13 protein-coding genes and 1 pseudogene are annotated in these 18709 nt (G+C 67.6%); 9 read left to right on the top strand and 5 right to left on the bottom strand.

What is annotated here, in order from left to right; all coding sequences use genetic code 11:
* Window positions 1-718 precede the first annotated feature (718 nt).
* Complete coding sequence (locus tag P3H78_RS15870) at window positions 719-982, bottom strand: hypothetical protein (protein WP_276109636.1); 264 nt, start codon at window positions 980-982, stop codon at window positions 719-721.
* Window positions 983-1786: 804 nt separating this feature from the next.
* Between P3H78_RS15870 and P3H78_RS15865 the strand changes: the two genes are divergently transcribed.
* The 3 genes from P3H78_RS15865 (at window position 1787) to P3H78_RS15855 (ending at window position 8338) form a co-directional block, all read left to right on the top strand.
* Window positions 1787-2320, top strand: coding sequence for a hypothetical protein (locus P3H78_RS15865; protein WP_276109635.1), 534 nt, complete (start codon window positions 1787-1789; stop codon window positions 2318-2320).
* Between the two features lie 1237 nt (window positions 2321-3557).
* Window positions 3558-7478: an SGNH/GDSL hydrolase family protein gene (locus tag P3H78_RS15860; RefSeq protein WP_276109634.1), complete on the top strand. Its 3921-nt coding sequence runs from the start codon at window positions 3558-3560 to the stop codon at window positions 7476-7478.
* 146 nt (window positions 7479-7624) lie between these two features.
* Window positions 7625-8338, top strand: a complete 714-nt coding sequence (locus P3H78_RS15855; RefSeq protein WP_276109633.1) for a hypothetical protein — start codon at window positions 7625-7627, stop codon at window positions 8336-8338.
* Between the two features lie 111 nt (window positions 8339-8449).
* Here the strand turns inward: P3H78_RS15855 and P3H78_RS33525 are convergent.
* Both P3H78_RS33525 and P3H78_RS15850 read right to left on the bottom strand, forming a co-directional pair.
* Window positions 8450-8542, bottom strand: a pseudogene (locus P3H78_RS33525) (LysR family transcriptional regulator); the annotation flags it as partial.
* 144 nt (window positions 8543-8686) lie between these two features.
* Window positions 8687-9856, bottom strand: coding sequence for a serine/threonine-protein kinase (locus P3H78_RS15850; protein WP_276109632.1), 1170 nt, complete (start codon window positions 9854-9856; stop codon window positions 8687-8689).
* 595 nt (window positions 9857-10451) lie between these two features.
* Between P3H78_RS15850 and P3H78_RS15845 the strand changes: the two genes are divergently transcribed.
* From P3H78_RS15845 to P3H78_RS15825, 5 genes are all read left to right on the top strand, one after another.
* Complete coding sequence (locus P3H78_RS15845) at window positions 10452-10910, top strand: nucleotidyltransferase domain-containing protein (protein ID WP_276109631.1); 459 nt, start codon at window positions 10452-10454, stop codon at window positions 10908-10910.
* A gap of 162 nt (window positions 10911-11072) precedes the next feature.
* Window positions 11073-11561, top strand: coding sequence for a DUF3761 domain-containing protein (locus P3H78_RS15840; protein ID WP_276109630.1), 489 nt, complete (start codon window positions 11073-11075; stop codon window positions 11559-11561).
* 646 nt (window positions 11562-12207) lie between these two features.
* Complete coding sequence (locus tag P3H78_RS15835; RefSeq protein WP_276109629.1) at window positions 12208-12804, top strand: DNA-binding protein; 597 nt, start codon at window positions 12208-12210, stop codon at window positions 12802-12804.
* 27 nt (window positions 12805-12831) lie between these two features.
* Window positions 12832-14946 (top strand): coiled-coil domain-containing protein, encoded by a 2115-nt coding sequence (locus tag P3H78_RS15830; protein WP_276109628.1) that lies wholly within the window; start codon window positions 12832-12834, stop codon window positions 14944-14946.
* Window positions 14946-15668 carry a helix-turn-helix domain containing protein gene (locus P3H78_RS15825; RefSeq protein WP_276109627.1) on the top strand — a complete coding sequence of 241 codons (723 nt, stop codon included), beginning with the start codon at window positions 14946-14948 and terminating at the stop codon, window positions 15666-15668. The genes P3H78_RS15830 and P3H78_RS15825 overlap by 1 nt, the downstream gene beginning before the upstream one ends.
* 125 nt (window positions 15669-15793) lie before the next feature.
* Here P3H78_RS15825 and P3H78_RS15820 read toward each other — a convergent pair whose 3' ends face one another.
* Window positions 15794-16432, bottom strand: a complete 639-nt coding sequence (locus P3H78_RS15820) for a BlaI/MecI/CopY family transcriptional regulator (protein ID WP_276109626.1) — start codon at window positions 16430-16432, stop codon at window positions 15794-15796.
* A gap of 223 nt (window positions 16433-16655) precedes the next feature.
* On the bottom strand, window positions 16656-17693 hold the full coding sequence (locus P3H78_RS15815) for a hypothetical protein (protein WP_276109625.1): 1038 nt from the start codon (window positions 17691-17693) through the stop codon (window positions 16656-16658).
* Window positions 17694-17841: 148 nt separating this feature from the next.
* Here P3H78_RS15815 and P3H78_RS15810 point away from each other — a divergent pair, with 148 nt between their 5' ends.
* On the top strand, window positions 17842-18105 hold the full coding sequence (locus P3H78_RS15810) for a helix-turn-helix transcriptional regulator (protein ID WP_276109624.1): 264 nt from the start codon (window positions 17842-17844) through the stop codon (window positions 18103-18105).
* Window positions 18106-18709: the final 604 nt, after the last annotated feature.

Below are 18709 nucleotides of genomic sequence, written 5' to 3'. Positions count from 1 at the left end.
TGGAGCAGGTTGTCTTGATGTGATCGTTTCGGTGTCTAGAAAACCCCTGCCGCCCTTGAATGCGCGATGTTGTCATGGTGGGGCGGGTGTCACTTCGGCGCCGGTGAGACTGCCGTAGATGACGTCGCGGCGGTACTGGAACTGGCGTAAGCCCGCCGGATGGCGGTGATCAGGGCTTGCGGGTCGGCGAACGTGCGGTTGACGGTACTGGCGGGCCGCAGCCCCGGCCAGATGCCCTCGACCGCGTGGCCGGTGCGTGGGACGGGAGTCGGCAGACGGTGAGCGGTCCCGTTCGGCGATGTAGCGGCACATCCTGGCCGTTTGGTGGGTGTCCAGGTCGCTGCAAAGGAGCACGATCGGGCCGCCAAGTAGTGGTGCGCGGGTCTGGAGCAGGTCGCGGTAGTCCTTCCAGGAGAGGGTCTCGTCCGTTGAGCCGGGCGTCCGGGCAGGGCGGGTGGATCAGCCGGGAGCGATCCGCTGACGTGGATGATGTCGCCGCACCATCGGGCACCGAGCCCGGCGGGATCGGGCTCGAACTCGCGGATGATCAGGTCGGGCCGTGAGGAGGCCCGCGAATCGAGGGCCGTGGCCGGCTATGCCGGCCCAGCGGTCCGGAGGTCCGCAACAGCCGGGCGACCTGGCGGCGACCGAATTGAGAACCTTTGAGCACGGCTGCGCGCGGGGGGCTCCATAGATGCCGCGCGAGCGGGTGTGAATGTCAGTGATCTGGTCGGTCAGCTCGGCGTCGCTTGCACTGTTGGTTTCGCTCGACGATCTCCACATCGCTTCCGAGCGTGGGGCCGTTTGGCTCTATGGCCGTCACGAAGCCCTGGTCGACCAGTGCTTTCTCTACGCTGACCGCGTGCTCGGCGACCTGGCCGAGCAGCGTGATGGCCAAGCCCGGCACCTGCACCGCCAGCCCCCGCTTGCGGATGGGCACCGCTTTGCGGCATCCCGCATCGTGGCTGGGGGTCCCGGTCATCGAAGGGACACTCTGGCAGGCATTTCCATCGCCGCTACCTGCTTGCCGAAGCGTGAGGTCATCTCGCCCTCGGCCAGTGCGGCCGTGCCCGCGAGGCTGGACCGGATGAGCGGATCGTGGGGCTGCGTTCGTCGCGTACCGCTGATATCACCGAGGCCACCAGCGGGGGCGGCGAGGGGCCCGACCACCGTCACTGCACCGCCCGCAGGACACCCACGGTCCGCCATCTCGGGCGTCGGCCGCCGTGCCGCTCCAGGGTCGAAGGCCAGCCGCCGACCCGGCCCTGCCTCCTCCTCCCTTTGGGGCCGGGGGAGTGGGCATCCCGCACCTGCCGCTGCGCCCCGCCCAGATCGTTGTCGTCGCCCGCGTCCTGACCACCCGGGTCAGGCCGAGGTTGCGGCACACTGGGCTGCATGCGCATGATCCGCCTGCACGGCAGCGCGGACGATGCGGCAGTGGTGTGTTCTGCAGTCAGGTTGCAAGCGGGCTGGTGCGTATTTCTGCCATGGTTTGCGCATACCCACAACCTCCGCTTCCGCCGTAGACCGTAGAGGGCGCACCGTGTCCCCCTGATTCCGCTTACTGTCCGGCAGGGCCACCTTCTCGCCATATCAAGCCGTATGCCCTTGCGGCTCCTGCTGACGGTGGGCTTAGAGTGACGACCTGCTCCCGGTCAGTTGGGGAACTGCCTGCCCGCGTGGTTCGGGCGGGACGGGAGCGGACGACCAACACACTCAGCGCAACGGGGACCACGTGCCGCAACAGGCTGGTCTCCTTGTGTCTTCTACACGGGGGAACTTCGCCATGCGTAAATGGCTGCCTGCTCTTTCTCTATCGGTAGCTTTCATCTCTTCTGTTCTGGCGGCTCCACATGCCGTGGCGCTGGACTCAAGGCCATTGCCGGAGAAGGTGCCCGGCACCAGCGTGAAGCTGTCGTCGAGCGCAGATCGGCAGACGCGTGCCCTCGCGGCGGCCGCTCCCGCCGCGGTACAAGCCGGCGGCCTGCTGTGCGGAAGCGGATACAAGCTGGCTCTGGCAAACCAGCTTCCGGACTCCCGCCGGTTCGGCACCCTCTTCACGTACGTCAAGTGGGGGCCGGCGCGCGGGGCGAACGGGGCATGCGCCGTGTTCGACAACAACCTCGGCGTCAAGAAGCACATGAAGCTGAAGCTGTGCGGGAGCACATGCAAGGTCGATGAAGGCTGGTTCTCTGACTACGCGGGTCCGGTCAAGGTCGAGGGCGACTTCGATCCCGGCTGCGCCATGGTGAACGCCCTGATGTGGGAGGGCAATGTTGCGATCATCGACCGGCAGACGACCGTCTATGGCTGCGACTGACCGTCACCCGTCCCTCTCCATCTCCTAGGTGCATCTCATGCCCGTACGTACGCCGGTAACTCGCCGGTTCCTTGCCCTGCTCATCGTTGCCGGAGCGATGACCGCTGCGTGCGGGCACGAATCGGCGAGCCATGGCCCAGATACTTCAGCCGCCCGGCCCTCAACGCCGGTTTCCGCCACCTCTTCGGCCACTGCCACCCCAAGTCCTGACAGGGTGGAGGCGGCCAGGCAGAAGGCGGAAAGAGAGCGCAGGCGGGCGGCACCGCCTGGGGTGACCATCACGCCGTCCCCGGTGCCCGGTATCGCCAAGGGCAGTGAGCACTTCGGAACTCCGGTCATCCGACAAGGAGACCTGACCGTGTACACGGCTAGGCGGGACGGAGATGCGCTGACGGTCCCTGTCGAGGTGGTCAACAGTGGTACCAAGCGTGCTTTCTATCGGTTCCGCCTTCGGATTGCGGGGCCGGGAGGTTTCGACGCAACAGTCAGCGAATCGGCGGAAGTCGTAGGCCTGTATCCGGGGACCTCGTGGCCCATGCAGCTGACGGTAAGCGACCCCGGTCACACGCCTCCCGTGCATCCGCACATCACCATCGAGAGCATCGAGCGGAACGAGTACAAGGCCTAGAGAACCCCGACCTCGGCTCTCTTCCCGACCGACCGCCATCCAGGATGCCCTGCTCGCGCGAGCTGTTTGCTGAGTCGGCCTGGGGCGGGGCCTGCCGTCGCCTGACTGGCCCCAATGTGAAACGCATGCGCTGATGCGCGCCTACGCCCATGGGGCCGGCACCGACGGCGCCTCCGCCCACCAAAGTTCAGCGACTCTCCCGAGTCCGCGGTCGGCTCGTTCTCCAGTACTGGCATGGACGCCTACTTGGCCATTGCCACCACGCTTCCAGGGCCGGCGGACCCGGCTGGAGAAGACCGGGTCCGCCGGCCGCGCTGTTGCCGCCTCCATCGCCGGCCAACTCTCTTCGCACTCGCGCCCACCCTCCGGTCCTCTCGCCGGGGGTGGGCGGCCGATCCCTGCCCCGACCAGGCAGGGGATCCTCTCAACCAGAAACGGGGAAGCGCTCTCTTGAGGCGCATAAAAAGAGCACACCTGCCTATAGCTGCCCTGGCAGCCTGCGCGGCCTTGACCGGCGGCCTGCTGCAGGCAGCACCCGCTACTGCCGCGCCGACACCCAGCCCCGGCCACGGCAACAACGCACAGGTCACGCCGGTCCCTCCCGGCCGCGTGACGGATCCGGGCAAGAAGCTCGGCGCCGGCTGGAACACCTCCACGGACCGAGTGGTGACCGGGGCGGCCGACGCCGACGGCTTCAAGATCCTGACCGCTGACAGCAGCCAGGCGTACGTGTGGAAGACGGCCGCCGCCCTGTCCGAGCCGGGTTTCACGGCCGATTCGTGGATCGGCAATCAGTGCATGATGGACCGCGGTCGTGTCGCGGCCGTGTACGCGCCGCGCGCCTTCACGAACAAGCCTGACCTGATGCAGGGCGGCGCGTTCGCCGCCATCGTCGACACCGCCACGGGGCACGTGACGAAGCTGCCGTTCACGGTGTCCCTGGCCTATTTCGACCCGTCCTGCAACAGCCGGACGCACACGGCCGCGTTCACTGCCTTCCGGGATATGAACGACCCGTCCCGGACGAAGACCCGTGTAGTGACCGTCGACGCGGCCGGGAAACCGCTGGGCAGGGCGGCGTTGAAGGGTGAGATCACCAGCGCCGTTCCGGTCGAGGACGGGGCGGTGGCCGCGCGCGGCCACAACCTGGTGCACATCGACCGCGCGGGCAAGGTGAAGGACCTCGCCACCGGGGACAGTGTCCCGTTCGATATCCGGCCCGCGCAGGACGGGAAGATCGCCTTCGTCGATCGCAAGGACACGAAGACCTCGCAAGCGAAGGTGTGGTCCGGGCACGACAGGCCGGCCCTCGTCGCCTCCGGGAAGCTGGGCGACCTCGACCTGATGCCGGGCGAGGCGGGCCGGGTCTTCCTCACCGGTCATCCCAGGGGAGCCCCCAAGGTGCGGGACACCGGCATCACCCGCATCAACGCCCCGGCCAACATGGACATCTCCACGCTCGGACGCCTCGCCGTCGAACCGGTCCTCACGCCGGGCATCCGCGCGGGTCTGGCGCACATCAAGACCGCGGGCAAGGGGTTCACCAGGAACGAGCCCGCCCCGCAGGACACCAGGCCGACCCCCCAGACCGTGGCCGCGGACCAGCCCGTGACCGTCACCAGCACGGCCACCGCCACCGGTGAGAAGATCACCCAGTCCATCGCGGACACGACGGCACCGAGCGGGAAGAACCCCAGCCCCGCTCTCCCCATCGCCGGCCGCAGGAGCAAGGGATCCTCGGTGGCTCGGGTCAACGACCCCACCACGGCGCTGGACCCGCGGGACACCGACCGCATCTGCGCCATCTCCCGCAACGACGTCGACGCACAGGCGCTGCAGCCGACACCGAACCAGGTCGAGTGGGCCGTCGACATGGCCGTACGCGGCCAGCTGCACTCCCAGTACCTGCGGCAGGGCGGCTACCGCAGCCAGACCGGACTGGGCACGATCGACCCCCAGGGCCTGTTCCCGGTGCCGAAACTGGCGGGCGGTGACGGCAAGGGACGCATTCCGGCGAACGTGCTGCTCGGCATCATGGCGCAGGAGTCCAACCTGTGGCAGGCCGAGGGCGGTTCGATCCCCGGCCAGATGGGCAACCCGCTCGCCGCGATGGACGGCTACTACGGCCGCAAGGCCGTGCAGAACGACCCGGACGCCTACTGGAAGATCCACTGGGACAAGTCCGACTGTGGGTACGGCGTGGGACAGGTCACCGACGGCATGCGCCTGGCCGGCCACGAGAAGACGGACGCCAACGGGCACAAGGAGAAGGCCCTGTCGCCGGGCCTGCAGAAGGCCATCGCCATCGACTACGCCACGAACATCGCCGCCGCGATGCAGATCCTGGCCGACAAATGGAACGAGGTCCACGCCGCCGGGCAGACAGTCACCGTCAACGACGACGACCCGTCCATGGTCGAGAACTGGTTCACCGCCGTGTGGAACTACAACCTCGGCTTCAACCCGTCCGCCGACGCGGGCAAGAACACCGGCCACTGGGGCCTGGGCTGGTACAACAACCCGGCCAACCCCTTCTACAAGAAGAGCTGGGGCCATCCGTTCATGGATACCGACGTGGACGGCCCGACCGCGAACAAGGACGCCGCCCATCCGCAGGACTGGCCCTACGAGGAGAAGGTGATGGGCTGGGCTGCCTGGTCCATGGACACCGGCTTCTCCTACGGCACCGACGGCAAGCAAGACTGGCCCGGCGAATCCGGTTTCAACTCGGCAGGCTTCCAGCCCGCCTGGTGGATCACCAAGGGCGACCGCAGCAATGTCTCCCCGCCGCTGGACACGTTCTGCAACACCAAGAACAACTGCGACCCGAACGTTCCACCGAACTGCCCGAACGAGGACTGCTACAAGCAGTACTGGTGGAACCAGTCCAACGCGACCTGGAAGTCCACGTGCAAGACCACCTGCGGCCACGAGAACATCAAATACCAGACGCTGATCTCGGAGCCAGGGCAGGGGCATCGCCTGAAGGACGGCACCCCGGTCTGCACCGGAGCCCCCTCCGGGGCCAAGGTCGTGGCCTCGGTCCCGAACGGCACACCGACATGGTCCGACTGCGGCAACACAAGTTCGGCGGGAACCTTCGGCTTCCGCTTCTTCCCTGACTCCGACGGCAACTACGAGGGCAAGGAAGACCTGCACCAAATCGGCGGCGGATACGGCGGCCACTACTGGTACGCCCAGACCCGCAACGCGGACCACCTCGGCGGTGACGGCGGCCCTATGGCCATCAACGGCGTCTGGACCCTCGGGCAGGATCTCAGCTGGGCACGTGTCCTGGTGCATCTGCCCGACACCGGAGCGCAGACGAGACAGGCCAAGTACCACGTCCTCAACAACGACAGCACGAGCCCCGATAGGTCCGTGCAGCAGCGTGCGGGACGCTGGGTGAGCCTGGGCGCATTCCACTTCACGGGACGGCCGATGGTCGTGCTGTCCAACGTCACCGATGACGGTACGGCCGACGAGGACATCGCCTGGGGATCCGTCGCATTCCAGCCGCTACCGGGCAAGCCGAAGAACGCGGTCGTCGCGATGGGCGACTCCTACTCCTCCGGCGAGGGCGCATCCGAGGGCGACCGGGACTACTACCCGGAGACCAACTACCGCAGCAAGCTGGACGACACAGCTCGCAACGCCTGCCACCGGTCCACCCAGGCATGGTCGCGTCAGGCCACGATGCCCGGTGCGTCGAAGTCGATCGGTCAGCTGGACGACTCGCTGGACCCCAGCATGGACTACCACCTGATCGCCTGCTCGGGTGCGCGCACCTACAACGTGCTGCAACAAGGTGTGACGCAGGACAACAGCCGAGAGATGCCGCAGATCGACAAGGGATATCTGGACCACAACACCAGCCTGGTCACGATATCCATCGGCGGCAACGACTCCCGGTTCTCCAACATCTTCCAGAAATGCCTGGTCTCCTTCGGAAGCGGCAACTGCAAGGAAAAAACGTTCGACGAAGGAGACAAGGACAAGGAGATCGGCGGCCGGGACGCGAAGTTCGTTGGCCAGAAACTGGAGACCGCGATTCCGGGCATAATCAACGAGATTGTCCGCCCGGACATCACCAAGACATTGCTCCAGATTCACGGCAAGGCGCCGTTTGCGAAGATTGTCCTCATGGGGTACCCGCCGTTGCTCTCCGACAAAGGCTCCTGTCTGAGCATCGGAACCATCGGCCTGTCCTCGGATTCCGCGGACTGGCTCAACGCGACCGCCGGCACGCTGGCGACGGCGATGCAGGGCGCTGCCGACGACGCCAACAAGCAGGGCGCGAACGTATGGTTCTCCGATCCGACGAGCGACTTCGCGGGCAAGGGCGTGTGCGGTAACCCGGAACAGGTGCACGGCATCGTCAAGACCCTCGTGCAGTCCGACGATCCCAGCAATGACTGGCCATGGCTCAGGAACTTCGGCCTGTCGGCCCAGTCGTTTCACCCGAAGATCGGGGGCGCGCGACTGTACGCGAACTCTCTGGAGCGGACCATGTCCGGCATGGGCTTGTAACGAGCTCTAGTGATCATTCCGGGGCAGCCCGTGAGGGCTGCCCCGGACCTGCATGAGTACCCGTACTCATGCCCTGCCCCAAAGGTCTGCTGGACAGTAGCCCCTGCGGAACCCTTTGGAGGTAGCCCCCAGCGATGAGAGGCCCGATGAAAAACAAGGCGAAAGGCGGCGTCGCCGTCCTTCTGCTGCTCGCGCTGACCGCGTGTTCGTCCGGAGATCGCGCCGTCAGCCCGAAGGAGGCCCGGACACTGGCCGGCAGCCCTCCAGCGGTCGAGGCCCGGCAGCAAGCTGAGCAGAAACTCCGGAAGGTCGTTCAGGCCTACGCGGACCACACCCGCCTGAGCCTCGGACTGGTCGCGGTGCAGGACACCTGCCAAACGGGTCTGCGCAAGCAGGCGTTCTTCCAGGACGGCAGCGACAGCTACAAAATCAAGTGCTCGATGCGCGTGACCGCCTACTACGGCGCCAACCCGCACCGCATGGGCGATGTCATCGACAGCATCCTCACCGCAGGCGACAGCGACCCGCAGATACCGTTCACCCATGATGACACCGGCAAGCGACTACTCGCCTACTACCGAGACGAGGGAGCCAACCCAAACGGGCCGGGAGCGCTTGATCCAAGCGAAATCTTCGCCTGGGGAGGCATGCTCACTTGGGATCCGGTGCGTGACCACAATCCCAAGCGCCTGGTCGATGAACCTCTCATTCTGAAGAGCGATCCGCCGCTGCAGCGGTTCCTGCGCGAGCCAGTCTCGGGAACAGTCTCGGCCCTTCGCAAGGAGCATGGCATGGTATTCCGGCTCGAGCTCGGATCCGGCGACTACTACAAGGTCCTCAAGAGCGGCCGGAACTCCTGACGCCCTGGCTCTCCCGCTTCTTTCACCAGCCGCTTCAATGCAGGGGACGAGGCGCTTACGCTGCGCTCGGCCCGCCCTTCCCACAGCAGCCGGTTGGCGACGAGCCGCTGGGCCGCGCAGCCAGGCGTGAGCAGAGTCAGCGTCGTGGCGAGGGTGCCAGGCGAACCCCACCCATGACTGGGGGAAGCGGAGCGGGATGCCGAAGGGGTGCTGCTTGGCGGTTCCCAGGCCACGCGGCAGACCCCGTCACCGCACGCTGAACCGTCCCTTCGATTTCGAGGATCGAGCCGGAGCGGCAGGGGCGTTGTGTTCTTCGTCTGGGTGCGGCCACATGCTTTTTTGGTCCTGTCAGCGGGGGAGGTAGCAGCTGACGATGTGGTGGAGCTGGTTGATCCATTCATTGCGCAGATTCGTGCGCCGGGCGTTGAGTTCACAGGGGTAGGAGGTGCCGTCGTGTAGGTGGACGGTGGCGGTGAAGCGTCCTCGATGGTCGGGGGAGCAGGTGATGGCGGAGATTTCGGGCCATTCGAAGTCCGCTTCATCTGCGTCAACTCGCAGGGTGATTCCGTTGCTGTCTGCGGTCAGGCTCGCTGACAGGTCACCGATGACGAGCTGCTCGGGTTGCGGTGTCGCCGATGCTGACGGGAGGGCCGGCGGGCGTGCAGGCTGTGTCGGTGGGTAGGCCGGTGGGGTGGGCGGTGTTGGGGCTGCGAGTGTCGGTGTAGGTCCGCCTGGCTTGTGGTGTTCGCGCCCTGCGATTGCGTCGAGTAGGGCATTGGGCGTGGGGCGGGCTGCTGGGTCCTTGTGCAGGCAAGCTGATATCAGGTGGCGCAGGCCGGGAGGCACTGCGGTGAGGTCAGGGCTTTCATGAACTGATCGGTACATCAGTGCCATGGAGTTGCCTTCTCCCCAAGCACTGCCGCCGGCGGCAGCGACCAGTACGGAGCCCAGTGCGAATACATCGCTGGCCCCGGTTACGTCCTGTCCCAGGGCTTGTTCGGGGGAGAGGTAGCCAGGGGTGCCGAAGGCTGTGCCGGTCGCGGTAAGCCGTGATGTCTCCAAGGCTCGGGCGATGCCGAAGTCGAGCACGCGCGGGCCGTCGCCAGCCATGATGATGTTGCCTGGCTTGAGATCTCGATGGACCAGGCCGCAGGCGTGAACGGACGCCAAGGCTTCGGCGAGTGCCGCGGCGAGGATGCGCAACTGCGGCTCACTCATCGGCCCCCACGTGGCCAACTGTTCGGCGAGGGTCGGGCCGGGGATGTAGGCCGTGGCCAGCCAGGGCGGATTACCGTCGACGTCGGCTTCGACCACAGGTGCCGTGTGAAAGCCGCCCACGGTGCGTGCCGCTGCCACCTCCGCGCGAAAGCGCTCACGAAAGAGGGGGTCCGCAGCGAGTTCTGGCTTGGCCACCTTTACTGCCACCGCGCGTCCCCCACGCGTCCGCGCCAGGAAGACCGTCCCCATACCGCCCTCGCCGAGCGTGCGCTCGACGGCAAACCCCCCGATGCGATGCATCTGCTCAGTATGAGACTCACCTCGGCTCGTCACCCATACATTCGGGCAGCGCCCAGGAGCCTCCTCCCAAGGAGTTCAGAGCCGGGTGCCGAGCCAGTACCTCCATGCCAGCTTCGGGGGACCGACCGATGCGGCTCCCAAAGCGGCGGAGTGTGCGGAACGGTTCACCGAATCGGACCATCAGCGGACGCGCCACTTCGCCGTGCCTCCTGCGCTCTGGCGATCGAGAGGCGAAGCGGTGGCGGACTATCGGGCGGCAGCTCACTCGTGCGGGGCCCTGAGTGTGCGCTATCTGATGGCTGCTCATACGTTGGCCTTGTCTCGCTCTACAGGACGGTGGGACGTGGTGGTCCCGCGTTCCGTTCGCACGCCGCGCGGGACCACCGACATCGGGGTTACGCGACCGCGGGGCCTCGAACCAGCACTTCCTCGGCTGCGCCCTTCGCCGGCCTCTGGGTGGCCATCGCCCTGTCCTACAGTGCGGCTGCGCCGAACTGTTTCGGTAGCGCGCTGGCGTGACCACCTGCGAATCTCCATTCCAGGAGGGGGAAGCTGTCGTAGTCAGATCCGCCCGGGCGCGGCAAGGAGACTTCACATGCTTTCTGACGGCGATCCTGTGCATCATCAGGCCGGCGTGGCGCCGGAACGAAGCGCGGAGATCGATGCAGTGGTCGGGAGGGTGGCTGGCTGGGCGAGGGATCGCCGTGACATCGCCGGCGTGCTCCTGGTCGGGTCCTGTGCCCGCGGTGCCGCGCGCCCGGACTCCGACGTTGACATCGTTCTGCTCACCAGGAACCCGCGCGAGTACCTGGGCGAGGATGCCTGGGCGCTGGAAATCGGGCTGGGCGGGCTGATCCGTACGCGGTCTTGGGGGCCGATGTCAGAGCGGCGCTATCTGAGGGCCTCCGGCTTGGAGGTCGAGATGGGTATCGGGTCCCCGGAGTGGGCACGGACGGATCCGGTCGACCCTGGGACGCAGCGCGTCGTTGCGGACGGCGCCCGGATATTGCACGACCCCGTCGGCATCCTTGCTCGGCTTCTCACTGCATGCTGAGTGCTCGGCCAGCTGTCAGGCCGCCTTCACGCGGCGGTCGACAGCGGGGCGGGCACGGGCACTGGCATGTGTCACGAATAGGTGACTGCTACATCGAAGCGACGTATCAGGTGTCACTGCTGACGCTACGGTCAGTGCTTTCAAATACGCCCAGGGGGGACCATGAGGAATCCGTACACCATGCCGCCGCAGCCACCTGCGAGACCGGCTCCGAAGTGGGCGCGCAAGCGGTACGTGCTCCCGACGATCGGCTTCGCCTTCTTCCTCGGCATTGGCGCCGGTGCCGGGGGGCAGGGCAACGCGAGCAATGGCACGGACGCGAAGCCGGCAGTCGAGAAGGTGCAGCCGGCTGCCACGGTCACCGCGACCGCCACAGCCACGCAGACCGCTGCGCCGGAGCCTGGTCCGACGGTAACGAAGACCGTGAAGGTCAAGGTGACCGTCACTGCGTACGCGCCGTCGGGCTCGGGGGCCGACGGCGGTACGTCGTCGGGCGGGACTTCGGGAAGCGAGGGCTCGAGCTCTTCGGGCGGTTCCAGTGACGCGGCGGGCGGCGCCACGGCGATGTGTAATGACGGGACCTACTCCTACGCCGCACACCATCAGGGAGCCTGCTCGCATCACGGCGGCGTAGCCGTCTTCTACCGATAGAACCGGCCGCGCCTGTCAGCACGGTCGGCTCACGCCGCCAGTCAGGCAATTCGCTGCCCGATGCAGGTCTCGCCGCGCTGGGCAACGCATGGCTGCGCTGGGGTGTGGAGAAGCGAGCGCTTCCTGTTGCTCCCCGCCTCAGGGCGACGACACCAGGGCCGTGGCCGGTATGTGCCGCGCTGAAGGAGGACGGATCGCTATCGTCGGAGCGTGGGTGCGGCGCCTTCCCCCGTGGGTGCCGCGCCCTCGCTTTCTCCGCCGTGCGCTGCTCAGCAGCTATCCGAATGCTCAAAGCTCGGGACCGTGGTCTGTCTGCCTGCCTCAGCGCGTCCAGCCTGCAGCGTGCGACCTTGACGCAAGCGCGGTCCCTGTCGCTGCCTCGGACGCTAGGCGCCAGCCCTCGGCGGCGGCCTCATCCCGCTCCCTTCCGGCGAGCGGCTGCAGTCCGAAGCTCGAACCGCGGCGGACATCACTCACAGGCCTTCCGTACAGAGCCCAGTCGGCAAGGGGCATGTGGGATCGATGGCGTCGCTGCTCGAATTCGCATTGCGTGGAGTGCCGGTGTGGTCGTTGACCGCTTCGCGCGTACGACCCTAGGATACATGCCTGATCTAATATCAGAGTTCGGACAGGCGGAGGGGATGGAATGCTGCTCACCACGGGGCAGGCGGCTCAGGAACTGGGCTGCGCCGTCACAACCTTCCGTCGTCTGGTACAGGCCGACCTCCTGCCCGGCCTGTCCCACCGCGGCGTGCGTGTGATGATCCCGCTCCCAGTCGTTCAGGCCCTCAGCACCCGCCGGCCCGCACGACTGGAGAAGCTGAGCACCGACGAGATCGCTGTTCTCAGGGTCGACACGGCACAGCCGGCCGAGGAGTTGGATCGTGAATGGATCGGTTTCGCCGCCACCCTTGCACCCGATGATCTCCTCAAGGCGCTCCGTGGCTGGTGGCGGTGTGATGCGGCAAGCGTCGCCGCCGGGGGAGTGCTGCCCGTGACCCTGGCCGGCTACGTCGTAGCCGTCCTGACGGGCCTGGAACGCTGGGAGAAGAACGGCGACGGCCGGCACGCCTTCCCCGACGCCCGCCTGGCCGGCTACGTCACCGACCTCGCCACACCTCGGATCGCCCTAACCTCCAGCAACGGCGACGACCGGCACCTCGCCGAACTCCTGCTGGGTGCCCGGCTCGCCTCCCACTCCGGCGGGGCCGTCGCCTACGTTCCCACGACCAACGCCGCCTGAGCCGCCCACCCGGACAAGGATCTCCCGATGGACGCACACAGCTACAACGCCGCGCTCGCCGAACTGCGCACCGTGCGGGACGAGATCAGGAAGATCCGCAAGAAACTGGCAGGGCTGGAGGCCGGTCGGGACCAGAAGATCGCCCAGCTCGCCGCCTACACCAAGGCGAAAGCGGATCGCATCGCTCCGGCAGCTGGACTGAGCGTGGCCGACATCGTCTCCCTCGCTCCCGCCCTGGCCCCCGACAGCCTCGCCGAGGATATCGGCGCCTCGAAGCAGCCCACTCCCGCCGCAACCCCACCCGTCAAGGACACCGAGCCCGAGGCCGCCACGCAGCGCACAGCACAAGCCCCGACTATGTGCTCCGTTCAGCCGCAGCCCGACCCCGCCGACAGCCCCGACCCCGCCGACAGCCCCGACCCCGCCCCGGCTGCCTCGGATGAGCCGGACACGTCGCGGACGCTGCCCTCCATCCCCGGGAGCGAGGCGGGTGACGCATGGTTCACCCACACCCAGGGCCTGGCTTCCACCCGTCCCAACTTCACTCAGCAGGCCCGCTCCACCGTCTTCCTGGACACCACCACCGGGATCCTGGTCCATCGCCAGCAGACTCACCACCTCGACCTCGGCAGCAGGTCGGCCGCGGACATCCTCACCGCCGTCTTCCACACCGTCCCGGAGGGCGTGGAGCGGATCTACATCACCGCCGGAGACCCCTGGCACCGCGACACCGACCGCCACCCCTACCTGCGTGACGCCGTCGCCGCCTGGCTCAACGCCCCCATCCCGGGCTGGCGCACCGACACCGGCCGCGGCCGCGACCGCATGGCCGGGCACTTCGTCCACGCCCGAAACCCCGTCGGCCGCTACCAGCGCGAGAGCAGCGACGTCCACGTCGAGATCCGCTCGGTGGGGGAGTGGTTCGACGTCGACGGCGACGACCCGCACGTCATCCGCGACGCGTTCGTGCTCCTGTGGCAGGCCCTGCGCCGCCACTGGCCCGACGCCGTCATCATGGGCTCTCCCTCACAGACAGGCCGGGACCTGTGGACCCGCACCATCCCGCAGCGCGGCCAGCACGCCGAAGGCTTCCCCGTCCTGTCACAAGAGCTGCGCAGCCTGCTGCACGCCACCGCGGGCCAGGGCCGCAACGAACTGCTCACCCCACCCCGCGTTGCGGAGCAGCTGCCCCAGCTCGTCGAATACGACCGCACCTTTGCCTACGCCAAGCACACCTGGAAGTCCCCGGTCGGCACCCCCCGCCGCATCACCGCCACCACCTTCGCCACCTGGAGCGAAAAGGAGCAGATGCGGGCCCTGTACGGATGCGGACACTGGCAGGTCCGCGTGACAGTCCCCGACACCTGGAACCACGTCGGTCTCCTGCCCGCCCCCGCACCCGGCGACCGCGCCTGGCACTACCCGGCAACACCCGGCACCACTTTCACCACCTGGGCCGGCGGCCCCGAACTCCACACCACTCTGACCAACCCGTTCACGCCGTGGAAGATCGAAATCCTCGACGGCATCCTCTGGGAAGACGGCAAACCCCTCGACGACTGGGCCAAAAAACTCAAAGAGACCTGGACCAACCTCTCCGCCCAGGCCCACTTCCAGGGCGACGCCCAGCAAGCAAGGGCCGCCCACCTCGCCTCCCGCGCTGTGCGCTCCATCCTCCTGTACGGCATCGGCTCCTTCGCCCAGCGCCCCCGCATGGTCACCGGCACCACCCCCCGCACCGCCGAACGCGACGTACCCCCAGACGCCGAAATCATCGGCTTCAACGACCAGCTGATCACCTGGCAGAAGCCCACCGGGTTCAGCCGCGACCCCAACGCCCACCCCGAATGGGCCGCCGCCATCTGGTCAGGCGCCCGAGCCGCGCTGCTCACCCAACGCCACCGAGACGAGGGAACCCACGCAGGCGCCCTGCACACCCCGCCCGGCAGCGTCATCGCCTTCCGCACCGACGCCCTCTACCTCACCCAGCCGCAGAACTGGCCCTACCATCACCAGCCCGGCGACTACCTCCTGCGCGGCCACCTCGCCGGCCCCGTCACCGCACCCACCACCGAGGAAGAACTCCTCACCCTCCGAGACGCCGGACGAGCCACCCTCACCAGCACCGGCCAGGAGGCCTGATGCCGCCCCGCTCACGCCGCAACCGGCTCCGAAACGAAAGAGAGTTGAACGAGGCGGCACAGATCGCCGAGCGACTCCAGACCGCTGGCTACAACAAGCGAGACATCGCCCGCATCATCAACCGCGACCCCTCCCTCGTCTCGCAGTTCTACACCCGCAACAAAGGCGCAGCCTTCGTCCCCGCCCTCCGCGAAGTCCTCACCGCAGTGGAGGCCGGCGGCATCACCGACCTGCCCGAACTCGCCGCCATCGCCGCCCGCCACATCACCCGCCGCACCACCGCATCCGGCGCACGCGCCAGGGTCCGCACCAAAGCTGTCCTGATCACCCCCACCGGAACCGGCACCGGCCGTGTCGGCCACCAGGCCATCGCCTCCGGCTCCGCCCGCCTGCGCCCCCTGATCGCCGAAGCCGCCCGCCAGGGCTTGCGACTGGCCTTCACCGTCCGCCTCGCCAAGACCGCCTACGTGCACCCCTCGGGCAGCCGCACGGACTCACCCGGCATCCGCCGCGACGTCATCCAGCGCGCCGACCACACCGAAGAACGCTCCTACGGCTCCGCCCAGACCGGCGGCTTCGACGCCGCCGACTTCGCCCGTCGCGTGGACGAAGCCGGCGGCGATGTCACCGCGGCGGTGCATCAGTGGCTGGTCGAGACCGGACGCATCCGTGTCGACGCCCAGATCAACCACCTTGAGGTGCGCACGTGGCGCCCGCGGTGACTGGTCCCTGCCGGTCCGGCCCCGCGCATCACGCGGCAGGAGGCAGCTACTGAAGTTGAATCGTGATGTCGGTCTGAGGGCACCTAGCCGTCCAAGCAGGACCTCGTAGGCGCCCGACACGCGGTTCAGCTGGATGCTTCGGGCCGGGCCTCGCCAGAGGCCGCCGTCGCCTCCGCCGAGCTGGAAGCGGTGTAGAAGACCGAGGAGCCTTGCTTGCTGCGCTGCGCAAGGCTCTTGGCGACAAGATTTTCCAGGGTGGTGCGTACGGGGGTGGTCTGGATGCCCCGGTCGGGGTGAGTCTGCTGGAGCGTCTCCGCGATCTCTGCCACGGAGCGTGGCTCGCTCTGCTCGGCGAGGTGTTCCCGCACGAGGTGGACCAGGGTGGGCCGCGCCGTCGTCGCGGGCGCAGACGGCTTCCCGGGACCCCGCTTCCGGGAAGCTGAGCGGTCCGTGGTTCCAGACGGATTCTTGGCCTGTGACCGCTTGCGTGTGCCGGACTTGGCAGCTGCCTTGGTGCGCGGAGCCGGAACGGTGGCGCTGGGGCTGGGGTCCGTAGGCTTCGCGGGCGCGGGCGCGAGTCTCAGCGCCTGGTGCACGTTGACCAGGACGGCATGGTCGCGCTGCAGTGCGGTCAACTGTTCTTGCAGGGCTACAATTTCGGCGCCGACACGCTCCTGCTCTTTGACGTTGCGCTCGAGATCACCGGTCACTTGGGTGATGTATTGCGATGTCAGTTCAGTGGTGGGAGCTGTGGTCTCGGACATGATGCTGGCCTCCTGGGTTCGCGGCCGTGGCGTAGTTCATCGGCTGATGGATGCCGGGTGCGCTGCGGGTGAGCCCACGTGCGTCACCCGCACTACAGATATCAAATGGAGAAGATCGTACGGACGAGCGACGTTGGTTGCCCTCCGGGAGAGTAAGGATTTTCCAGCACGGTCACTGTGACAGCTTCCACCGATGACTGCTGTGCGCCGGAGGCCGCCGAATTCACTCCTGGCCCAGATGCAGGGGCAGTTGCCATCGCACTACGCCGGATTCACGGTTGTAATAGCAGGCGCTCAAAGTGTTTGTGACTAGCAGCCGGTCGAAGAGTTCTCCCAACTGGTGGGGCGAGTGCCCGCACAGGCGGGACAGCGTGTCCATGTCGGCCTGGTCCCGCGCGGGCGCGACGCCATGTACAGCCAAGGCCAGGGCAGCCAGTCGCAGCGCGGGGGGCGCTGCGGTAGGCCACAGCAACGGAGTGGGGCGCAGGGCCCAGTGGGCAGCTCGGCGGCGAGCGCTGCGCCCGGGGGCCTGGTCCAGAACGGCGGCATCGCGCAGCCACGCCTCGTTGTGCGGTGGTCTGCTGCCGGGCAGGCGCAGCCAGGCGGCGTCGGCTAGTTCTTCCCACAGCTCCCCGCGCTGGTACAGGCGCATGCCGCGCAGCAGCCCTGCGGGTAGACGTACGCGGCCCTGGGCGTCGCAGCGCAGGCTGCATTGCACGGCGAGCAGCCGCGCAGCGGGGGAAGTGATCTGAGGCAGGGCCGCCGCGAGGTAGGTGAGCATTTCCCGCACTCGCCGGTGCTCGTCATGGTGGGAGCGGGGTGCCGCGGCACGACGGGGAGCGGCTGACTGCCGGGCGCCGATCAGGGTGTCCGGCACGACTGCGGTGTTGGTCGTGGCCGCCGCGCACGCCGCGCAGGTGTCTGCCAGTCGCCAGGTACGAGCGCTGCGATCGCGGGTGAGAGCGAGAAGTACCGGACCGGCGCAGCCGCGACGCCGCGGATGCCAGATGCATCCGCGCTCCTGGCACTGACAGGTGCGCAGGTGCCCGGGCAGCACGCCCCGCCGGGCATGACCGGCCAGATGTTCCAGGGCCGCAGTACGCGCGGAGGAAGCCTCAAGTGCAGGGATGCGTGGATTGCAGTGCGCGCAGACGAGTGACAGCCCACCCGTTCCCGGACGCAGCTCCACAGTCCAGATGCGCCGCACCGCCGAATGCGCGCCGGCAAGCCTCATCGGCTGGTCGTCCTCCCGTCTGGCCATGCAGCGATGTCAGGGGTCCCCGGCAGCAGTAGCTGAAGACGACCGCACCGTAGTGCGGATCTCTGCACCGCGAATGTCACTCCAATCCCGACAAGTAGTGCAGAAGTCTGCACTGACAGGGCAGGGGTCTGCACCGTCGGATGGTGGAGTGACGATCTTGCCGCCCGACCCCAACCTCACCGCCCTGCGCGTAAAACTCGCGCGGCTGAGGAGCGAGCGCGGCTGGACCTTCGACGAACTCGCCGAACGCAGCGGCCTGGCCAGACGCACCCTCATCGACCTCGAACACGGCCACACCACGGGCAGCCTCACCACCTGGCACACCCTTGCCCACACCTTCGACGTACCGATCGCGCAGCTGCTCGGTACCCTCTGCGACGAACACGCCCCGCCCGACGCAAGCAACTCCTGATTCTCGCCGTCCCGGCAGAGGTGCTCCCGGGTTGCAGATCACCCGAACCGACGAAACGGCACCAAACGCCTGACCGATCCACGGCCTAAATGTTCGAATCGGTTGGGCCGGTCGTGGGACATCGACGCCGACACATTGCGCCCGTCAGCGCGCCACCTGGCACGGTGCCCGCCATGCACCCCACCTCATCCGCTGCTGGCTGTCACTGGGATGGCAGTCCACGCAGCAACCGACACCCCCGCTCCACGCGGGTCACCCCTGCCGACCCCAGCCAGCTACGTGTCGGCCGCACCCGCCGCTTCGACCGCTATCAGCGCGCCGACCAGCGCCAGGTCGCCCTGCATCCCGACGAACCGGCCACCACTCACGTCCCAATGCGTGTCAAGGCGCAAGGCGTGGCCGCGTGGAGTTGCTCGCCGCTGATCACAAGGGGTTGTCCGACGTGGGGCTCCCACCCCCACCCTCGCCGACCTCAAAGCTGAGGCCCATAGAACGGGCCTGCCGCCGGAACACCTCATGCAACCGGCTGTGCACCGGCCCGGGCAGACCAGTCTGAACAGCAGAATGACCGCCCCCACCAGGAAACGAGCCAAGTGCCGGCTCG

Source organism: Streptomyces tropicalis (genome assembly GCF_029269835.1).
GTDB classification, from domain to species: Bacteria; Actinomycetota; Actinomycetes; order Streptomycetales; family Streptomycetaceae; genus Streptomyces; species Streptomyces tropicalis.
This window is presented reverse-complemented; position numbering and strand designations above follow the sequence as displayed.

Bases quoted from the DNA above. Each gene is read 5' to 3' on its own strand.
- P3H78_RS15870 (WP_276109636.1), bottom strand. From the start codon at position 982: ATGACCGGGACCCCCAGCCACGATGCGGGATGCCGCAAAGCGGTGCCC.
- P3H78_RS15865 (WP_276109635.1), top strand. From the start codon at position 1,787: ATGCGTAAATGGCTGCCTGCTCTTTCTCTATCGGTAGCTTTCATCTCT.
- P3H78_RS15855 (WP_276109633.1), top strand. From the start codon at position 7,625: ATGAAAAACAAGGCGAAAGGCGGCGTCGCCGTCCTTCTGCTGCTCGCG.
- P3H78_RS15850 (WP_276109632.1), bottom strand. From the start codon at position 9,856: ATGCATCGCATCGGGGGGTTTGCCGTCGAGCGCACGCTCGGCGAGGGC.
- P3H78_RS15845 (WP_276109631.1), top strand. From the start codon at position 10,452: ATGCTTTCTGACGGCGATCCTGTGCATCATCAGGCCGGCGTGGCGCCG.
- P3H78_RS15840 (WP_276109630.1), top strand. From the start codon at position 11,073: ATGAGGAATCCGTACACCATGCCGCCGCAGCCACCTGCGAGACCGGCT.
- P3H78_RS15835 (WP_276109629.1), top strand. From the start codon at position 12,208: ATGCTGCTCACCACGGGGCAGGCGGCTCAGGAACTGGGCTGCGCCGTC.
- P3H78_RS15830 (WP_276109628.1), top strand. From the start codon at position 12,832: ATGGACGCACACAGCTACAACGCCGCGCTCGCCGAACTGCGCACCGTG.
- P3H78_RS15825 (WP_276109627.1), top strand. From the start codon at position 14,946: ATGCCGCCCCGCTCACGCCGCAACCGGCTCCGAAACGAAAGAGAGTTG.
- P3H78_RS15820 (WP_276109626.1), bottom strand. From the start codon at position 16,432: ATGTCCGAGACCACAGCTCCCACCACTGAACTGACATCGCAATACATC.
- P3H78_RS15815 (WP_276109625.1), bottom strand. From the start codon at position 17,693: ATGGCCAGACGGGAGGACGACCAGCCGATGAGGCTTGCCGGCGCGCAT.